Raw genomic sequence first — 17,736 nt, 5'->3', positions numbered from 1 at the left:
AGGACCGGGCGCGCAGCGCCGCGCCCACGCACCACCCCGTCCGGCGCCGCCCCGTGCGGCGCCGGACGCGCTCAACCGGGCGCTTTCGACGCCCGACCGCGGGTGTCGAAAGCGCCCGTCAGCGTTTCCACGACTCGGGGAGGACACACATGGGCGTCACACTCGCCAAGGGAGGCAATGTCTCCCTCTCCAAGGTCGCACCCAACCTCACGCAGGTGCTGGTCGGGCTCGGCTGGGACGCACGCTCCACCACCGGAGCCGACTTCGACCTCGACGCCAGCGCGCTGCTGTGCCGGTCGGGCCGGGTGCTCGGTGACGAGTGGTTCGTCTTCTACAACAACCTCACCAGCCCCGACGGCTCCGTCGAGCACACCGGTGACAACCTGACGGGTGAGGGCGACGGCGACGACGAGTCGGTCATCGTCCGCCTCGACCAGGTCCCCGCCCACTGCGACAAGATCGTCTTCCCGGTCTCCATCCACGACGCGGACAACCGCGGCCAGGCCTTCGGTCAGGTCAGCAACGCCTTCATCCGCGTGGTCAACCAGGCCGACGGCCAGGAGCTGGCGCGCTACGACCTGAGCGAGGACGCCTCCACCGAGACCGCGATGATCTTCGGTGAGCTCTACCGCTATCAGGGTGAGTGGAAATTCCGTGCAGTCGGTCAGGGGTACGCGTCGGGGCTGCGCGGCATCGCTCTAGACTTCGGCGTCAACGTTTCGTAACGCCGCGCACGGCGCGGGGGAGCCCCGTACACACCGGGGGAGACCCTTACATAAACACGATGGGGTAGCAGTGGTTCTGAAAACCTTCGGCTGGTCGTTCGCGGTGACCGCGCTCGGCCTGGTCGCGGCCTTCTTCTACGGGGGGTGGCAAGCATTCGGCATCGTCGCGATCCTGACGATCCTGGAGATCTCGCTGTCCTTCGACAATGCGGTGATCAACGCCGGAATCCTGAAGAAGATGAATGCCTTCTGGCAGAAGATCTTCCTCACCGTCGGCATCCTGATCGCCGTCTTCGGCATGCGGCTGGTCTTCCCCGTCGTGATCGTGGCCGTGAGCGCCCAGCTCGGACCGATCGAGGCCATCGACCTCTCCTTCAACGACCCCGAGCGCTACAAGGAACTGGTGACGGACGCCCATCCGTCGATCGCCGCCTTCGGTGGCATGTTCCTGTTGATGATCTTCCTCGACTTCATCTTCGAGGACCGTGACATCCAGTGGCTCCGCTGGATCGAGCGCCCGCTCGCCAAGCTCGGCAAGGTCGACATGCTGTCGGTCTGCGTCGCGCTGATCGTGCTGATGATCACCGCCATGACCTTCGCGACCCAGGCCCACCAGCACGGTGGCGGGCACGTGGACAAGGCGTCGACCGTCATGCTCTCGGGTATCGCCGGTCTGATCACCTACCTCATCGTCGGCGGGCTCTCCGGATTCTTCGAGGGCAAGCTCGAAGAGGAGGAGGAGCGCGAGCACGAGGCCGAGGAAGAGGCCAGGAAGAAGGGTAAGTCCGTCACCGGGGTCGCCCTCGCCGGAAAGGCCGCGTTCTTCCTCTTCCTCTACCTGGAAGTACTGGACGCCTCCTTCTCGTTCGACGGCGTCATCGGCGCCTTCGCCATCACCAACGAGATCGTACTGATGGCCCTCGGCCTCGGTATCGGCGCGATGTACGTCCGTTCGCTCACCGTCTACCTGGTCCGCCAGGGCACGCTGGACGACTACGTCTACCTGGAGCACGGCGCGCACTATGCGATCGGCGCGCTCTCGGTCATCCTGCTGGTCACCATCCAGTACGAGATCAACGAGATCATCACCGGCCTGATCGGCGTCGTCCTCATCGGCCTCTCCTTCTGGTCCTCGCTCCGCCGCAACAAGGCCATCGCCGCCTCGGGCGGAGGCGGCGGGGACATCGGTGGAAGTCCCGGTTCCAAGGCCCACGTCCACTCAGGGGTGTGACCCGGTAGGGATTGAGGAACGCTCTCTGCGGGGCGGCCCACACGGCGACGGCTCTCCGGGACTCTCCCGGACCCGGCCCGGTGGCCGCCCCGCAGTGGTGTGCCAGGCCGCGGACGGCGGGCGGGCAAGGCGACAGGCCGACACGGCGAACAGGTCGGACAGGTGGGGGTTGGGATGGGGTTCTTCGACGGCCTGTGGCCGGCGCGCGCGGCACAGTTCGACTCGGGCAACGGCACATCGAGCGCCATCGTGCTCTCGAAACGCAATGCCACGGTCTCGCTCAGCAAACAGGGCGCCCTCTCGGGCAACCTCAGGGTCAACCTGTCCTGGCGGATGCGTACGTCGGACATCGAGGGCCGCTCACGCCAGAGCGGCCGGCTGCGGCGCCCGCTCAAGCTCTTCCAGCCCGAGGTGGTGCAGGCGCACACCCAGGGCGTCGTCAACGTCGACCTGGACCTCGGCTGCATGTACGAGCTGGCGGACGGCACCAAGGGGGTCGTCCAGCCGCTGGGCAACCTGATCGGCGATCTGAACAGCCCGCCCTACATCCGGCTCAGCGGGGACGACCGCTTCGGCGCGCCCTCGGGCGAGACGGTGTACGTCAACCTCGACCAGCGCGACCAGTTCAAGCGGCTGCTCTTCTTCGTCTACATCTACGACCGGACGCCCGCGTTCGACCGGACGCACGCCAAGATCACGCTCTACCCGGGCAACGGCCCCCGGATCGAGATCGAACTCGACGAGCGCGCGCCGCAGGCCCGCTCCTGCGCGGTGTTCACCGTGGAGAACGTCAAGGGCGAGCTGATCGTGCGGCGCGAGGTGAAGTTCGTCTACGGATTCCAGTCCGAGCTGGACCGGCTCTACGGCTACGGCATGCAGTGGGGACGCGGCTACAAGTCCCGGACCTGAGCCCTCAGGACCGGATGAACTGCGGCCCCTGCGGCGGCAGGACGAAGTGCGGGTCGGGCGCGTGGGCGGCGGCCGCGGCGGGCTGCGGATAGCCGTACGCGGGCGGCGCACCGGCCGCCTGCGGGTAGCCGTACGCCGGCTGGGCGTTCGCGGCGGGCTGCGGCGCGGGCACGGCGGGCACCGGAGGCACGGCCGGGGGCGCGGCGGGTGGCGGGTAGCCGTAGGCGGGCTGCCGGTGCAGGACGGTGGCCTGGGAGTCGGGGCCCGGCGCGGAGGCGGCGTGCGGGGGCGCGGCGGGATCGGAGACGGCGTGCGCGGGAGCCTGAGCGGCACCGGCCGGCTCCTCCTCCGGCCCGTTCCCGGCTTCCGAATCGTCGACCGAGATCCCGAAGGCGGTGGCGAGACCGATCAGCCCGGTCGGATAGCCCTGGCCGACCGCCCGGAACTTCCACCCCTCGCCGCGCCGGTAGAGCTCGCCGCAGATGATCGCGGTCTCCTCCCCGGTCTCCGGCCGCACATCGAAGACGGCCAGCGGCTCGCCGTCGGCGAAGGCGGCGTCGAAGAGGAGTATCCGCAGGTCCGGCACCTGCTGAAAGGCGTCGCCGTCGGACGAGGCGGCGATGACCACCTGGTCCACCGACGGGTCGAGCGCGCCGAGATCCGCCTCGACCGTGTCCGTGAGTCCCTCGGGGACACTCCGCTTCGGCAGCCGCCGGACCAGACCGGAGGGGTGGCGGGGCTGGTTGTAGAAGACGAAGTCCTCGTCGGACCGCACACGGCCGGAGGCCCCGAGCAGCAGAGCGGAGGCGTCCACATCGGGAACGCCGGTCCCCGGGGTCCACCGCAGCACGGCCCGTACGGCCACGGCGTCGACCGGGACGTTCGAGCCCTTCAGCATCGTGTGCGTCATGGGCGTCATCCTGCCTGTCGGCGGCACGTGCGGACAACGCGGGGGGCGGCAAAGCCCCGGTCCTGTTGCGGTCCTGTTGCGCTGGTAGCGAGCCGGAGAGGGGGAAGGAGGAGGGCCGAACGGTACCGCGAGGAGAGGCCGGGTGAAGGGCGGGTAACCGGAAATTCATGTACATCGGGAACTGTTGACACTCGTCCGTACGTACTATTACCGGCCATACGTTGTCCGGCCGGTCAGGCAGTTCGGGGGAAACTCATGCGTCACTTCGGGTACATACCGCCCGCTGCCCGGGAGGGCCTGTTCTTCCGCGAGCCGTGCGAGTTCACCGCGGACTCGCCCGCGAGCCTGCTCTCCGTCGCGCTGGGCGCCACGCTCTACTCCCCGGCCACCCGGCCCACCCTGGCCGACGATGTGATGAAGCAGGCCGGGCGCGGCGTCGTCTCCATGGTGCTCTGCCTGGAGGATTCCATCGACGACGCCGAGGTGGTCGACGCCGAGGCCAACCTGGTCAGGCAGTTCACCGCGCTCGCGGAGCGGGACGCCACGGGCGCCGGACTGCCGCTCCTCTTCGTCCGAGTCCGGGAACCGGGCCAGATCACCGACCTGGTCGACCGGCTCGGCACGGCCGTCCGGACATTGTCCGGTTTTGTACTTCCCAAATTCACCGAGAAGCGCGGGACGCTCTTCCTGGAGGCCCTGGAAGAGGCCGAAGCCGCCTGCGGGCAGCGGCTGTTCGCCATGCCCGTCCTCGAATCGCCCGAGCTGCTCCACCTGGAGACGCGCGGCGAGGTCCTCCAGGGCATCGCGCGTTCTGTCGACAAGTACCGGGACCGCGTGCTCGCCCTGCGGCTCGGCGTCACCGACTTCTGCTCGGCCTACGGACTGCGCCGCGCGCCCGACATGACGGCGTACGACGTCCAGATCGTCGGCTCCGTCATCGCCGACGTGGTCAATGTGCTGGGCCGGGCCGACGGCACCGGCTTCACGATCAGCGGCCCGGTCTGGGAGTACTTCCGCCGCCAGGAGCGCATGTTCAAGCCCCAGCTGCGCCGCAGCCCCTTCCTGGAGGGCAGCGCCGAGGAGCTGCGTACGGCGCTGATCGAGCACGACCTCGACGGACTGCTGCGGGAGATCGAGCTGGACCGGGCCAACGGCCTGCTCGGCAAGACCTGCATCCACCCGTCGCATGTGGCACCCGTCCACGCACTCTCCGTGGTCAGTCACGAGGAGTTCACCGACGCGCAGGACATCCTGCGGCCCGAGCGCGGAGGCGGCGGGGTGCTGCGCTCGGCGTATACGAACAAGATGAACGAAGTGAAGCCCCACCGGGCCTGGGCCGAGCGCACGCTCCGGCGGGCCGAGGTCTTCGGTGTGGCGAGCGAGGACGTCGGCTTCGTGGACCTGCTGGCCGCCGGCCTGACGAAGTGAGCGCCCGTGGCGGCGGGTGTCGATGACCGAGCGTAGTGAGCGCGTACCGACGAGCGGGCGCGCGAGGAGAGAAGAGGCCGTGGACGTGGTGTGGTCGGGCGACTGGGTGGCCGAGCGGCTGGGGGTGGCCCTGGAGGGCGACGGGGAGCTCCAGGAGCTGCTGGGCCTCGCCCTGCGGCGCAACCCCAAGCGGGCCCACCTGCTCGTCTCCAACGTGCTGGGCAAGCATGTGCCGCAGAAGCCTTCGGTCGTGTACGGGGCCGGGTACGGGCTCGGTGAGCGCGTACGGGCGCTCCTCGGCGCCGACGAGGCCCGCCGCGCGGTGGTCCTCGGGTACGCGGAGACGGCCACCGGCCTCGGCCACGCCGTCGCGGACGGCCTGCGGGACGCCCCGTACCTCCACTCCACCCGGCGGCCCGTCGCGGGCGTCGCGCAGGCCGGCGGCTTCGAGGAGGCCCACTCGCACGCCACCTCGCACCTGCTGCTGCCGGAGGACCCCGAGCTGCTGGCGGGGGGAGCGGAGGCGTCCACTCTGGTGCTGGTCGACGACGAGTTCTCCACCGGCAACACCGTGCTCAACACCGTCCGCGCGCTCCACGAGCTGTATCCGCGCGACCGGTACGTCATCGTCGCCCTGGTCGACATGCGCTCAGCGGGCGACCGCGACCGGCTGACCGCCTTCGCCGCCGAGATCGGCGCCCGCGTCGACCTGGTGACCCGCTCCTCCGGCACGGTCACGCTCCCCGAAGGCGTACTGGAACGCGGCCAGGCCCTGGTCGCGGCCCAGGAGGCGGAGCAGACGGGCCGGGCCCACGAGGCCGACGAGCACGCCGCCCCGGTCACCCGCGTCGCGCTGGACTGGCCCGCAGGCGTTCCCGACGGCGGCCGGCACGGCTTCACCCCGGCGCACCGGGCGGCGCTCGAAGCGGCGCTCCCGGGGATGGCGGAGCGGATCGCGGACGCGCTGGACGGCGGTGCCCGCCACGGCCGCGTCCTCGTCCTCGGCTTCGAGGAGCTGATGTACGCGCCGCTGCGCCTGGGTACCGCGCTGGAAGAGGCGCTGGGATCCGACGCGGAGGTCCGGTACTCCACGACCACCCGCTCGCCCGTCCTCGCCGTCGACGACCCGGGATACGCGATACGCACCCGCCTCGTCTTCCCGGCCCACGACGGTCCGGCGGACGGCCCCGGCGACCGGTTCGCGTACAACGTGGCGGGAGCCGGGTTCGACGCGGTGGTCGCCGTCGTCGACTCCACCGCCGACACCCCCGGGCTCCACGCCCCCGACGGCCTGCTGGCCCGCCTGGCGGCCCACGCCGGCCAGGTCCTCCTCGCGGTGGTCCCGTCGTACACCCCCACACCTGTTCAGGAGCCCGCCGTGCTGCCCGAGCCCCTCCGAGGCCCCGACTTCTCCAGTTACGCGCCCGAGGACGTCGGCTGGCTGCTCCAGGACCTCTCGCACACCGAGCTGGAGGCGCCGACCGAGGAGCGCGAGGAGGCGATCCAGAGCGGCGGCGCGCACTACGCGGAGTCGCTGCCCGTCGAGTACCAGCCGAGCGCCGAGTACCAGGCCCTGTTCACGGCCGCGCTGGACGCCTCCGCCGCGCGCATCGCCCGCGCGGTCGGCACCGTCACCGAGACGGTCCTCGCCGAACGCGGCCCGCGCCCGGTCCTCGTCTCGCTCGCCCGCGCCGGAACGCCCGTCGGGGTCCTGATGCGTCACTGGGCCCGCCACCGGCACGGCCTGGACCTGCCGCACTACGCCATCTCCATCGTCCGGGGCCGGGGCATCGACGCCACCGCGCTGCGCTGGCTCGCCGCCCATCACGACCCGGCCGACGTGGTGTTCGTCGACGGCTGGACGGGGAAGGGCGCGATCACCCGCGAACTGGCGGCGGCGATCAGCGCGTTCGAGGTGTCGACCGGGATCGCCGGCTTCGACCCGGAGATCGCGGTGCTCGCCGACCCGGGCGGCTGCGTCCGTACGTACGGCACCCGCGAGGACTTCCTGATCCCCTCGGCCTGCCTCAACTCCACGGTATCCGGCCTCATCTCCCGTACGGTGCTCCGCGCCGACCTGGTCGGGCCGAACGACTTCCACGGCGGGAAGTTCTACCGCGAGCTGGCGGAGTCGGACGTGTCCGGCGACTTCCTGGCGGCGGTGACCGCGCGCTTCGACGAGGTGGCGGACCAGGTGGAGGCGGAGGCCAAGGAGCTGCTCGCCGCCGACCGGGCCCCGACCTGGGAGGGCTGGGCGGCCGTCGAGCGGATCAGCGAGGAGTACGGCATCCACGACGTCAACCTGGTCAAGCCGGGCGTCGGCGAGACCACCCGGGTCCTGCTGCGCCGGGTCCCGTGGAAGATCCTCGCCAAGCGCGGCGCGGGCGCGGACCTGACCCACATCCGGCTGCTGGCCGAACAGCGCGGCGTCCCGGTCGAGGAGGTCGACGACCTCCCGTACAGCTGTGTCGGTCTGATCCACCCCCGGTTCACGCGCGGCGCGACGGGCGCGGACGGCAAGGCGGTGCAGGGCGCATGAGCACCCCCGTTGCCGGGAACGGCTCCGCCACGCTGGTGGCGAGCGACCTCGACCGTACGCTGATCTACTCGGCCGCCTCGCTCGACCTGTCGATGCCCGACGCGGAGGCCCCTCGGCTGCTCTGCGTCGAGGTGTACGGCCACAAGCCCCTCTCGTACATGACGGAGACAGCCGCCGCGCTCCTCACCGAGGTGGCCGGCTCCACGGTCTTCGTCCCCACCACCACCCGCACCCGCGAGCAGTACCACCGCATCCACCTCCCCGGCCCCGCCCCGCGGTACGCGATCTGCGCCAACGGCGGCCACATCCTGGTCGACGGCGTCTCCGACCGGGACTGGCAGCGGCAGGTGGAGGCACGCATCGCCGACGAGTGCGCCCCCCTCACCGAGATCCGCGCCCACCTCGCCACCACCGCCGACCCGGCCTGGCTCCTCAAGGAGCGGGTGGCCGAGAACCTCTTCGCGTACCTGGTCGTCGAGCGCTCGCTGCTGCCCGAGGAGTGGGTGAAGGAGCTGGCGGTGTGGGCGGCAGAGCGCGGCTGGACGGTCTCGCTCCAGGGCCGCAAGATCTACGCCGTTCCGGTGCCGCTCACCAAGAGCGCCGCCATGAACGAGGTCGCCCGCCGCTCCGGGGCCACCCGCACGCTGGCCGCCGGGGACTCCCTCCTCGACGCGGACCTGCTGCTCGCCGCCGACCTCGGCTGGCGCCCCGGCCACGGTGAACTGGCCGACCACGACTGGCGGGCCCCGCACGTCGTGGCGCTCAAGGAGCGGGGCGGGGCGGCGGGGGAGGAGATCCTGCGCCGGTTCCTGGCGGCTTCGGCCACGTAGGTCCGGCTCCGCGCGTTCGGCTGCGCGACTGCGTGGGCTGGGGAAGGCTGGAGCCATGACCAAGGGCAACGAGACCACGATCACTCCCGAGCTGTACGCGTACATGCTGGCCCACAACCCGCCGCTGGACCCGGTCCAGCGGCAGCTGGTGGACACCACGTACGCACGCTTCCCCGACCACGCGGGCATGGTGTCGGCCGAGGAGCAGGCCCCGCTGCTCGCCTTCCTGGTCCGGCTGGTGGGCGCCCGGCACGTGGTGGAGGTCGGCACGTTCACCGGCTTCAGCGCACTGGCGATGGCCCAGGCGCTGCCCGCCGACGGCACGCTCATCGCCTGCGACATCTCGGAGGAGTGGACGGCGTACGGGCGCGAGGCCTGGGAGAAGGCGGGCGTCGCGGACCGCATCGACCTGCGCATCGCCCCGGCCCTGGACACCCTGCGCGCCATGCCCGCCGAGCCGCACATCCACTTCGCCTATCTGGACGCGGACAAGGGCGGCTACATCGCGTACTGGGAGGAGCTGGTGCCCAGGATGCGGCAGGGCGGGCTCATCGCCGTGGACAACGTGCTCTTCCACGGCGGTGTCACGGACCCGCACGCCACCGGGTCGACGGCGGCGATCAAGGAGTTCAACGACCACGCGGCCGCCGACGCCCGGATGGACAGCGTGCTGCTCACGATCGCGGACGGCCTGACGCTCGCGCGCAAGAAGTAGCGCGCGGTCTCTTTCCGCTTGCTCTGTCAAGCGGCTACTGCTTGCTCCGTTACGCGGCCGGGCTCAGCCGCAGCAACCGCCGCCGCAGCAGCCTCCGCCCCCGCCGCCGTTGGACGGCGCGGGCGCGGACGAGGCGGCGCCGCCCACGGCCACGGCGGAGAGCAGCTTGACGGTGTCGTCGTGGCCGGCCGGGCAGGAGGCCGGGTCCGAGGACTGGGCCATGGGACGGCTGAGTTCGAACGTGTCTCCGCAGGTGCGGCAGCGGAATTCATAGCGAGGCATGGCCTCAGGCTAGAGCCATCACCGCCGGACGGCTACGGCCACCTGGAACCACGCGGCTCCGGGCTCCTGGAGCGGCGAGGCTCCAGGCACGCTCCAGGCACCTGGGGCAGCGCGGACTCACGCCGCTCGGAGCAGGCAGTGCGGCTGTGGCTCCCTGGGGAACAGCGTGGCTCCGGCCACCTGGAACAGCGCGGGCTCAGGCCCCGCCGCCGCGCTCCTCGCGGATGTCGGAGACGACCCGGGCCGCGGTCTGGCGCACGGCCTCGGTCTCGGTCAGGAAGTGCCAGTAGTCGGGGTGGCGGCCCTCAAGACCGGCGATGGCCCGGTCCAGCCGTGCCACCGAGTCGTCCAGCGGCCGTGCGTGCCGGGGGTCGGGCGTGTGCCGGCCGGCCATGGCGAGGCGTTGCGCGTCCCGTACGGCGAACCGGGTCCGCTCGATCTCCTGCTGCGGGTCCTTCGCCACGGCGTCCAACCGCTGCAGCCGGTCCCCGGCGGCCGAGACCGCCTCGTCGACCGCGTTGAGCAGGGCGCGGACCGTGGAGAGCCGGGACGTGGCATCCGCCCAGCGCTGCTCGTCCCGCGCCTTCGCCGCCTCCGCCAGCTTCTCCTCGGCCTGCCGTACGTTGACGGCGGCCTGCTCCGGCACCGGCTGGAGGTCCTGCCAGCAGGCGGCCGAGAAGCGGCGGCGCAGCTCGCTCAGGACCGGCTCCACCGAGCCCGCCCGCGTCGTCAGGGCCTGTGCGCGGGTCCGCAGTGACACCAGCCGCCGGTCGATCTCGGCGGCCCGCTCCGGCAGCCGCTCCGCCTCCGCCCGCAGCGCCTCCGCGTCGCGCAGCACCACATCGGCCCGCTGGAGCGTCTCGGCGACCCCGTGCTTTCCCGCGCCCTGGTTCAGCTTGGTCAGCTCCGGGGCGAGGGCGGCGAGCCGGGCCGCGAGCTCATCGGCGCGCAGCCCCGCCGCCCGTACCGCATCGAGCGCGTTGCTCGCCCCGAGCAGCGCCTGCCGGGCCCGCTCCACGGCGGGGGCGAGCCGGGCGAGCTGGGTCTCCGCACTGCCCAGCAGCGTCCCGAGCCCTTGCCCGAACCGGTCCAGCTCGCCCTTGACCCGTACGAGATCGTCCTTGGCCCGGGTCAGCTCGGTACGGGCATTGGCGGCGACGGACGGCTCCAGATCGTCCCGGTCCAGGTCGTGGGCGTCGACGGCGGTGATGTAGGCGTGGCTGACGTCGTCGATGCGCCGTCCCAGCGCGGCGAAGTCCTCCGCCGCCTTGCGGCCGCGTGGGGAGTTGTCGACGGCGTTGATCGTCTCGATGGAGATCTTGAGGTCACGCTGGGCGGTGTCCAGCTCGTAGAAGGCCTCGGCCGCCGCGTCCCTGGCTGCCTGCGCCTCGGCACGCTGGCTCTCCCCACGCCCGCCGAACCACCGCCGGGTGCCGCCCCCGGCGAAGGCGGCGGGCAGCGTGGCGACGAGCAGGGGCACAGGCAGCAGCGCGAGGGCCAGAACATCCCGGAGCCCCTGGACTGCCGAGTCTGCCCGCCTTCCCGGCGCTCGCCGCGCATGGACCTCGCCCTGGGATCCGGCTCCGTTCCGGGCACCGGCTCCGCCCCCGGCACCGGAAACGCTCTCGACGGCGGAACTCCCACCCGCTCCTGCCTCTGGCCGCGTGTGTGTCGCCGTCACATCCCTCTCCCGTGCTGTTCCGCCCCTGCCGGTACATTCTCCCACCAGGTAAGGACGAACACACGGGCCCGATAGTTCGCGGTTCTAGTTCGCCGTTCGAACCTTCACCTCCCCGTTGTCGCTGCGGGCCTTCACCACATGGGCGCTGCTCTCGCTGCGCGGCACCTTGATGCTGACCTCGCCGTTGTCGGCGTTCGCGTTCACGGCGTACTTCTGTCCGCCCTGCGGCAGATCGATGACGATGCTCCCGTTGTCGCTGACGGTGTCCACCAGGTCGGGCACGCCGCTGAACCCCAGCCGGATCTCGCCGTTGTCCGCGCGGGCGACCACGGACTTGGTGCCTATCCGCTCGGCGAGGAGCGACCCGTTGTCGCTCTTGAGGTCGAGCGGCCCGCCGGAGTCCCGTACGACGATGTCGCCGTTGTCGGCGGAGAGCCGCAGCGGGGTGTCGAACCCGGCCGCGGCGATCCGGCCGTTGTCCGCGTCGGCCTTCACCGTCACCCCACGGGGCACCTTCACCTCGTGGCGCGCGGCACAGTTGTTGATCATGGCGTCGCACCTCACCCGGAGCGTCAGGGTGTCGTTCTCCATCTTCCAGACGGGATCGGGCCCACTCCCCAGCACGACCCACCCGTCGACCTGCCGCTCGACCTCGACCTCGTCCACATCGGCCGGCACCAGGGTCACGGTCGAGTCCTCGGCGTCGATGGTCAGCGTCTTCCCCTGCAACGCAAACGACGTGCGCTCCGCGGGCGCGTCATCGACGTCGGTGCTCCCGCACCCGGTGAGACCGAGCGCGAGCAGCGCGGCCCCGCTCCCCACGGCGAGCAGCCGGCCGGGGACCCTGCGGCGCGTGCGGGTCGGTGCGCTGGTACGGATGTCCACGATGATCGGTCCCCCAGGAGATAAGGCCGGACAGTGCCACCGGTCGTCGCTGCCGGTGTACTGCAAACCGTATGTACCGGGGCGGGGGCAGGGGCATCCGGACGGCTACCGTCTCCGAGGTGGGGTTAACCCCCCCTTCGGGGCCGGCGCTCGCGCCTCCGGACGGGCGCTTGCAACCAGCACTCCCGACCAGGACCTGCGGCTCGGGGCCGCTCCGAGCGGTTCCCGATCCGGTTTATGAACAGGTGGTCCGGTCCATGTACGCTGTTGCCTCATCCACGGGTGCGTAGCTCAGGGGTAGAGCGCTGCTCTTACAAAGCAGATGTCGGCGGTTCGAAACCGTCCGCGCCCACCGTTGCGAACGGCCAGGGCCCCGACCGTCACGGTCGGGGCCCTGGCCGTTCGTCAGCCGTCCGCAAACCCCTCGCATGCCCGCCCCGGCCCCCGCAGGTCTCAGGCGCCCGGAAGCCGCCAGGCAGCAAGGGGAATGGGCGCTCCCCGACCGACGTTGTGGAGGGGATGACCGAGGACACGCGTGGTGGCCCGTACGTCCCGCCCGAGCACGAAGCCGTACGGCAGCGGCTCCTGGCCGAACACGCCGATACGAGCGAGCGGATGGCGGCGCTGAGCCGTGACTTCGAGGCCATCGTCGAGGCGAACGCCCTGGTGGCCGTCGACGACGAGCATGACCCCGAGGGTTCGAGCACCGCCTTCGAGCGGGCCCACGTCGCCGCCTTGCTGGCGCAGGCGCGGGAGCATCTGGCCGAGCTGGACCTGGCCGTGGAACGGCTGGCGAGCGGCGACTACGGGCGCTGCGAGGTGTGCGGAGAGCAGACTCCGGCGGCCCGGCTGGAGGTGCGGCCGGCGGCCACGACCTGTGTCGGTTGTGCGGGCGGGCGCGCGGAGCGTCGCCGTTGAGCGTGCCGACGGGGTCCTACGGCGCATCCGCCGGGCACTCCATGATGGGCGCAGCCCCTATGGGTGCAGGCGTACAGGGGCGGGACGGGGAGAGGAACAGGCATGGGGCAGACACTCGCGGAGATCCTGGACGGGGCCGCGCGCGGTCGGTTTCCGGCAGCTGACGGGGGGACCACCGTGGTGGAGGCGCCGAGTGGGCGGGACAGTGGCGTGATCGCCTTCACCGCGCACTCGGTGGTGTTCACCGACGAGGATCCCGCATGGGTCCCCGCGACCCTGGCGTCCCTGGACTGCGATGCGCTGGCCGCCACCATGCACCCGCGCTTCCTGCACGCGTTCCTGGAGCGGACGGGCCGGACCACCGACACCATCGACCTCCTCACGGTCGCGCCCGCTCTCCCCGACGATCCTCCGCTGGACCTGCGGGAGATCACCGATCCCGTTCACTCCCGGGTGGTGAGCGCCCGCGGGCGGCGTGACGGCGTGCGGATGTGGGCGGTCGACGGTGGGGTGCTGGTCCTCGGGCGCGGGGTGGCGGGGCGCTGGGAAGTGGCCGTCGAGCTGGACGAGGAGGCCCGGCACCGGGGTCTCGGCCGGGCCCTGGCCACCGCCGCCGCCACCTGGTGCCCGGGGGCGAACCGCTCTGGTCGCAGCAGGCCGCGGGCAACGCGCGCAGCATCAGGGCGTTCCAGGCCGCCGGGTTCCGGCCGGTGGGGTCGGAGGCGTTGCTGCTCGGTCGGTAGGGGCGGGCTGCGGGCGGCTGACGGGTTCGGTGGGGCTACCGGTCCTGTCCGCGAGTTCCAGGGACGGCGGCGGAGCCGGGCGCGGTGAGTTCGAGTGTTCTGTCGGTGCGTCCGGCGCTCATGCCGTCGAGCCAACTCTCGTACCAGTCGAGGAAGTCGGTGGCGGGGGAGAGGTCTGGGCCCCGGTGCCCGTCGCTGTTGCCGGTGAGGATGCGGCCGGTCAGCGGGCCCGTCAGCGCGAGGACGCAGACGTCGGTGCAGCCCATTTCGATGATGTGCAGGAAGAGATCATCCGGGCCCGCCGGTCGGTCCGCTCGTTCGAATCCGCAGGGCGTTCCGGGCTCTCCGATCGGGTCCATGGCTCATCCTCTCGTGTTCAGGGCCAGGGGCCGGACGATTTTCGGAGCGGGATGCAGCCCTCGTCCGCCACCGCCACGGCCTCCCGGGATGCGCTCCCGCGAGCGCCAAGGCACCGTGGAGACATGGCCGCGCACCCGCCTGTGATCGTGTACCCGCCCTCCGCGACCGGAGCGCGGCGGGTCACCGTGCACGGGCAGATCGTGGGGCTGGCGCACGGGCGGGGTGAGGTGGCCGCGTTGTTGCGGGCCGCCGGGTTCGCGCCGGGGCCGGACGAGGCCGTCGAGCTGGACCGACCGGGGCTGATCGAATGGCGCGGCGGCGACCTCGACACCTGGAGCCCGGCCACGAACTCGTAATCCGGTGAGTACGAGTGGGCCGTCACACCCGGTGAGTACGAATGGGCCGTCACACCCGGTGAGTGCGAGAGGGCGTCACCCGAACGGGTGCGTCCAAGTGGCTTGCCGGGGCGGGCGCAGGGAACGTCGGAGCTGATCTGCACGCACCATCAGCGCAGGTCAGGACCGCAGGCGCCCGGCGTGCCTGCCCAGGCCGAGGAGTTCTCATGTCCCAGCCCAGCGCACCGACGCCCGGCAGCAGTACGTCCCGCCCCGCCGCACCCGGCGACGCCGCCGGCAACCCGTGGGCCGGCGGCGGAACGCTGTTCGCCGGGTTCCTGCTCCTCGTCGACGGTGTCCTCGGAGTGATCAAGGGCATCGCGGGGATCGCCACCAACGACGTGTACACGGTCGTCAACGAGTACGTCTTCAAGTTCAACGTCACCGCGTGGGGCTGGATCCACCTGATCCTCGGCGTGCTCCTGATCTTCGTCGGCTGGGGCATCCTCAAGGGCGCGTCCTGGGCCCGGGTCGTGGGCATCGTCCTCGTCTCGCTGAACCTGATCGCCAACTTCATGTGGCTCCCGTACACGCCGATCTGGGCCGTCGTCACCATCGCCATCGACGTCTTCATCATCTGGGCCCTGTGCACCGACCGCTCCAAGCCGGTGCTCTGACGTGGCCGACCGCACCAGGACGGAGCTCGTGGACCTCGCCGCCGAGGCGTACGTCTACGGATACCCCCTGGTGGACGACCTCTCCATGGTCGGGAGATCGCTCCGTGAAGGGTTCGGCGGGATGGCGGCCGAGCCCTTCAACCGGTTCGCCCACTCCGAGCACCTCGCCGACCACCGTACGGAGTTCGTCTCCGTCAACAACGACACCGTCTACTCCGTCGCCCAGCTCGACCTCTCCGGCGGGCCGCTGCGCCTCCACGTCCCCGGCACCGGCGGCGCGTACTACGTGCTCCAGTTCGTCGACGCCTGGACGAACCCCTTCGCGTACGTCGGCCGGCGCGCCACCGGTACCGGCGAGGGCGAGTGGCTGATCGTGCCGCCCGGCTGGGCCGGCAGCGTTCCCGGTGGCCTGCGCGGGGTCATCGACGCGCCCACCTCCGTGGTGACCGTCGTCGGGCGCTACGCCTGCGACGGACCCGGCGACCTGCCGCGCGTCCGAGCGCTCCAGGAGCGGCTCACCCTCACCCCGCTCGACGGCAGGCCCCACCGCACCGGCCTGCCCGCGCCGGAGCCCGGCGTACCCGAGGAGCTGCGATTCTTCGAGGAGCTGCGGGTGTGGATGGCCGACTTCCCGCCGTCCGCGGCCGACCAGGCGTACCAGGACCGCTTCCAGCCGCTCGGGCTGCTGGAGGAGGGGCCTTCGCCGTACGTCGCCGCCGCCCCGGACCTCGTCGACGCGTTGGCCAAGGGGCTGGAGCGGGGGCGGGCCCGGGTCGAGGGGGTCAGCCGTGCCGGGACGGGCGGCGGCGCGGGCCGGAGGCCGGGGAGCTGGGAGCTGGACCCGCACTTCTTCGACTACAACCTGGACCACTTCGGCGTCGGCACGGTCGACTCGCCGCAGTGGCGGATCGCCGACCGCGAGGCCTCCTACCTGGCCCGCGCGGTCGCCGCCCGGATCGGGCTGTGGGGGAACCACGGGTACGAGGCGGTGTACGCCCAGACTTTCCAGGACAGCGAGGGCCGGCAGCTGAACGGCGCGTACTCCTACCTCCTGCGCTTCCCGGAGCCGCCGCCCGTCGAGTCGTTCTGGTCGGTGACGATGTACAGCACGCCGGATTACCGCCTTGTCGACAATCCGGCCCACCGCTACTCGATCGGGGACCGTACGCCCGGCCTCGTCCACGCCGGCGACGGCTCGCTCACCCTCCCCCTCTCCCACGACCGGCCCGCCGACCCCGCCCACGCGGCGAACTGGCTCCCCGCGCCCGCCGGAGACTTCCGGCCCATGCTGCGGCTGTACACACCGGGTGCCGCCGTCCTCGACGGGAGGTACGAGATCCCCGTCATCGAGCGGGTCGAAGGGTAGGAGCCGGTCGCGACGCGAGCCGTTGTCAGTGGTGCGGTCCACACTGGAGTCATGTGCCGCAGCATCAAGACCCTTCGCCCGCCCGCCCTCCCCGAAGAGGCCACCGAGGAGGACATGCGGGCCGCCGCCCTTCAGTACGTACGCAAGGTGTCCGGCTTCCGCGCGCCCGCCGCGCACAACCGGGAGGTGTTCGACCGTGCCGTCGACGACATCACCGAGGCCACGATGAAGCTGCTGGACGGCCTGGAGATACGGGGCTCGGCCGCCACCCGGAGCACCGCCGAGAGCTGAGGCCCCGGCCGACGGCTCAGGGCGAGACCGGCGCCGGTGACGTGACCGGGGCGGGGCCGTTCGGCTGGCCGGGAATGGTGCCGGGGGCCGGGGCGGCCTGGGAGGTGGTGACCGAGGTGGCGGACCCGGATGCGTCCGCCGGTACGGAGGATGCCTGGAGGGCCCCCGCCGAACCCGTCCCTACTGAACCCGCCCCCGCCTCCCGCGCCGCCTTCGGGCGCTTCTTCACCACGAACGCCGCCAGCGCGCCCGCCATGAACAGGGCCAGCACCGAGACGGCCGTCCCGAACCAGGTCGAGCCGAGCCACCGGCCTCCGAAGTAGCCGAGGCCCACGCTGTAGCCCGCCCAGACCAGACCCGCCACGGCGGACCAGGGGAGGAAGTCCCGCTTCCGGCGGTGGGCCGCGCCCGCCCCGAGCGAGACCACCGAGCGGCCCGCGGGGGCGAACCGGGCGACGATCACCAGCGCCCCGCCGCCCCGGCTCAGAGCCGCGCCGAGACGTTCCTGCGCCTTGGTGAGGCGGCGCGAGCGTGCGATCGCCCGGTCCAGCCGGTCGCCGCCGCGCCAGGCGAGACGGTACGCGACGAGGTCGCCGAGGACCGAGGCGGTGGCCGCGCAGAGGATGAGGACCACGAGCGAGGGCACCTCACCGGTGGCGTCGCCCGAACCGTTGACGCCGGTCGAGCCCGCGGCGGCCGCGGTGGCGGCGGTGATCACGAGGACACCGCTGGGCAGCAGAGGGAGGAAGACGTCCAGGAGCACCGAGGCCGCGACCACCACGTAGATCCATGGGCTGCTGGTCAGTGCGGCCACACTCTCAAGCACCCGTCGACTCCCCGATCGTGTCAACGCCGCGACGTCGCAGGGGAGCGGCATGGGCGGCAGGTTCAGCTGTACAGCGTACGCGTGG

Annotated in this window: 18 protein-coding genes, 1 tRNA gene and 1 pseudogene; 14 read left to right on the top strand and 6 right to left on the bottom strand. The window is 71.8% G+C overall.

Annotated features, from left to right (window positions below):
- Nucleotides 1–149: 149 nt before the first annotated feature.
- From ACQP09_RS08565 to ACQP09_RS08555, 3 genes are all read left to right on the top strand, one after another.
- Nucleotides 150–725 (top strand): TerD family protein, encoded by a 576-nt coding sequence (locus ACQP09_RS08565; protein ID WP_070203934.1) that lies wholly within the window; start codon nucleotides 150–152, stop codon nucleotides 723–725.
- A gap of 70 nt (nucleotides 726–795) precedes the next feature.
- Nucleotides 796–1,956 (top strand): DUF475 domain-containing protein, encoded by a 1,161-nt coding sequence (locus tag ACQP09_RS08560; protein ID WP_433397273.1) that lies wholly within the window; start codon nucleotides 796–798, stop codon nucleotides 1,954–1,956.
- Nucleotides 1,957–2,130: 174 nt separating this feature from the next.
- The gene (locus tag ACQP09_RS08555; protein ID WP_404057552.1) at nucleotides 2,131–2,865 is read left to right on the top strand and encodes a TerD family protein; all 735 of its coding nucleotides are present in this window, start codon (nucleotides 2,131–2,133) and stop codon (nucleotides 2,863–2,865) included.
- Nucleotides 2,866–2,869: 4 nt separating this feature from the next.
- Here ACQP09_RS08555 and ACQP09_RS08550 read toward each other — a convergent pair whose 3' ends face one another.
- Entirely contained in the window at nucleotides 2,870–3,784 is a 915-nt protein-coding gene (locus tag ACQP09_RS08550; RefSeq protein WP_433397271.1) for a TerD family protein, read from the bottom strand.
- A gap of 246 nt (nucleotides 3,785–4,030) precedes the next feature.
- Here ACQP09_RS08550 and ACQP09_RS08545 point away from each other — a divergent pair, with 246 nt between their 5' ends.
- From ACQP09_RS08545 to ACQP09_RS08530, 4 genes are read left to right on the top strand one after another with little or no spacing between them, the layout of a single operon-like run.
- Nucleotides 4,031–5,203, top strand: a complete 1,173-nt coding sequence (locus ACQP09_RS08545) for an HpcH/HpaI aldolase/citrate lyase family protein (protein WP_433397269.1) — start codon at nucleotides 4,031–4,033, stop codon at nucleotides 5,201–5,203.
- A 22-nt stretch (nucleotides 5,204–5,225) separates the two neighbouring features.
- On the top strand, nucleotides 5,226–7,742 hold the full coding sequence (locus tag ACQP09_RS08540; RefSeq protein ID WP_433397267.1) for a phosphoribosyltransferase: 2,517 nt from the start codon (nucleotides 5,226–5,228) through the stop codon (nucleotides 7,740–7,742).
- Entirely contained in the window at nucleotides 7,739–8,572 is an 834-nt protein-coding gene (locus tag ACQP09_RS08535) for an HAD family hydrolase (RefSeq protein ID WP_433397266.1), read from the top strand. The genes ACQP09_RS08540 and ACQP09_RS08535 overlap by 4 nt, the downstream gene beginning before the upstream one ends.
- Before the next feature lie 55 nt (nucleotides 8,573–8,627).
- Complete coding sequence (locus tag ACQP09_RS08530) at nucleotides 8,628–9,287, top strand: O-methyltransferase (protein WP_433397264.1); 660 nt, start codon at nucleotides 8,628–8,630, stop codon at nucleotides 9,285–9,287.
- Nucleotides 9,288–9,350: 63 nt separating this feature from the next.
- On the opposite strand, the gene ACQP09_RS08525 is transcribed toward ACQP09_RS08530, so the two are convergent.
- From ACQP09_RS08525 to ACQP09_RS08515, 3 genes are all read right to left on the bottom strand, one after another.
- On the bottom strand, nucleotides 9,351–9,569 hold the full coding sequence (locus ACQP09_RS08525) for an FmdB family zinc ribbon protein (protein ID WP_433397262.1): 219 nt from the start codon (nucleotides 9,567–9,569) through the stop codon (nucleotides 9,351–9,353).
- A 196-nt stretch (nucleotides 9,570–9,765) separates the two neighbouring features.
- Complete coding sequence (locus tag ACQP09_RS08520; RefSeq protein ID WP_433406521.1) at nucleotides 9,766–11,070, bottom strand: hypothetical protein; 1,305 nt, start codon at nucleotides 11,068–11,070, stop codon at nucleotides 9,766–9,768.
- A 264-nt stretch (nucleotides 11,071–11,334) separates the two neighbouring features.
- On the bottom strand, nucleotides 11,335–12,135 hold the full coding sequence (locus ACQP09_RS08515; protein WP_433397260.1) for a DUF4097 family beta strand repeat-containing protein: 801 nt from the start codon (nucleotides 12,133–12,135) through the stop codon (nucleotides 11,335–11,337).
- 280 nt (nucleotides 12,136–12,415) lie between these two features.
- Here ACQP09_RS08515 and ACQP09_RS08510 point away from each other — a divergent pair.
- The 3 genes and pseudogenes from ACQP09_RS08510 (at nucleotide 12,416) to ACQP09_RS08500 (ending at nucleotide 13,796) form a co-directional block, all read left to right on the top strand.
- A tRNA-Val gene (locus ACQP09_RS08510) sits at nucleotides 12,416–12,487 on the top strand.
- Between the two features lie 167 nt (nucleotides 12,488–12,654).
- Entirely contained in the window at nucleotides 12,655–13,053 is a 399-nt protein-coding gene (locus ACQP09_RS08505) for a TraR/DksA family transcriptional regulator (protein ID WP_433397258.1), read from the top strand.
- Between the two features lie 102 nt (nucleotides 13,054–13,155).
- Nucleotides 13,156–13,796 (top strand): annotated as a pseudogene (locus tag ACQP09_RS08500) (GNAT family N-acetyltransferase).
- Between the two features lie 35 nt (nucleotides 13,797–13,831).
- On the opposite strand, the gene ACQP09_RS08495 reads toward ACQP09_RS08500, so the two are convergent.
- Nucleotides 13,832–14,155: a hypothetical protein gene (locus tag ACQP09_RS08495; RefSeq protein ID WP_433397256.1), complete on the bottom strand. Its 324-nt coding sequence runs from the start codon at nucleotides 14,153–14,155 to the stop codon at nucleotides 13,832–13,834.
- A 123-nt stretch (nucleotides 14,156–14,278) separates the two neighbouring features.
- On the opposite strand from ACQP09_RS08495, the gene ACQP09_RS08490 reads away from it, so the two are divergent.
- The 4 genes from ACQP09_RS08490 to ACQP09_RS08475 all read left to right on the top strand — a co-directional run bounded on the left by ACQP09_RS08490 (nucleotide 14,279) and on the right by ACQP09_RS08475 (nucleotide 16,825).
- Nucleotides 14,279–14,512, top strand: a complete 234-nt coding sequence (locus ACQP09_RS08490) for a hypothetical protein (protein ID WP_404057528.1) — start codon at nucleotides 14,279–14,281, stop codon at nucleotides 14,510–14,512.
- A gap of 206 nt (nucleotides 14,513–14,718) precedes the next feature.
- Nucleotides 14,719–15,168, top strand: coding sequence for a DUF7144 family membrane protein (locus ACQP09_RS08485; protein WP_433397254.1), 450 nt, complete (start codon nucleotides 14,719–14,721; stop codon nucleotides 15,166–15,168).
- A gap of 1 nt (nucleotide 15,169) precedes the next feature.
- Nucleotides 15,170–16,534 (top strand): DUF1254 domain-containing protein, encoded by a 1,365-nt coding sequence (locus ACQP09_RS08480; RefSeq protein WP_433397252.1) that lies wholly within the window; start codon nucleotides 15,170–15,172, stop codon nucleotides 16,532–16,534.
- A gap of 51 nt (nucleotides 16,535–16,585) precedes the next feature.
- Entirely contained in the window at nucleotides 16,586–16,825 is a 240-nt protein-coding gene (locus tag ACQP09_RS08475) for a DUF2277 domain-containing protein (protein WP_433397250.1), read from the top strand.
- Between the two features lie 16 nt (nucleotides 16,826–16,841).
- Here ACQP09_RS08475 and ACQP09_RS08470 read toward each other — a convergent pair whose 3' ends face one another.
- Nucleotides 16,842–17,651 (bottom strand): DedA family protein, encoded by an 810-nt coding sequence (locus ACQP09_RS08470; RefSeq protein WP_433397248.1) that lies wholly within the window; start codon nucleotides 17,649–17,651, stop codon nucleotides 16,842–16,844.
- Nucleotides 17,652–17,736 lie beyond the last annotated feature (85 nt).

Source organism: Streptomyces sp. CA-146814 (assembly GCF_050942385.1).
GTDB lineage: Bacteria > Actinomycetota > Actinomycetes > Streptomycetales > Streptomycetaceae > Streptomyces.
This window is presented reverse-complemented; position numbering and strand designations above follow the sequence as displayed.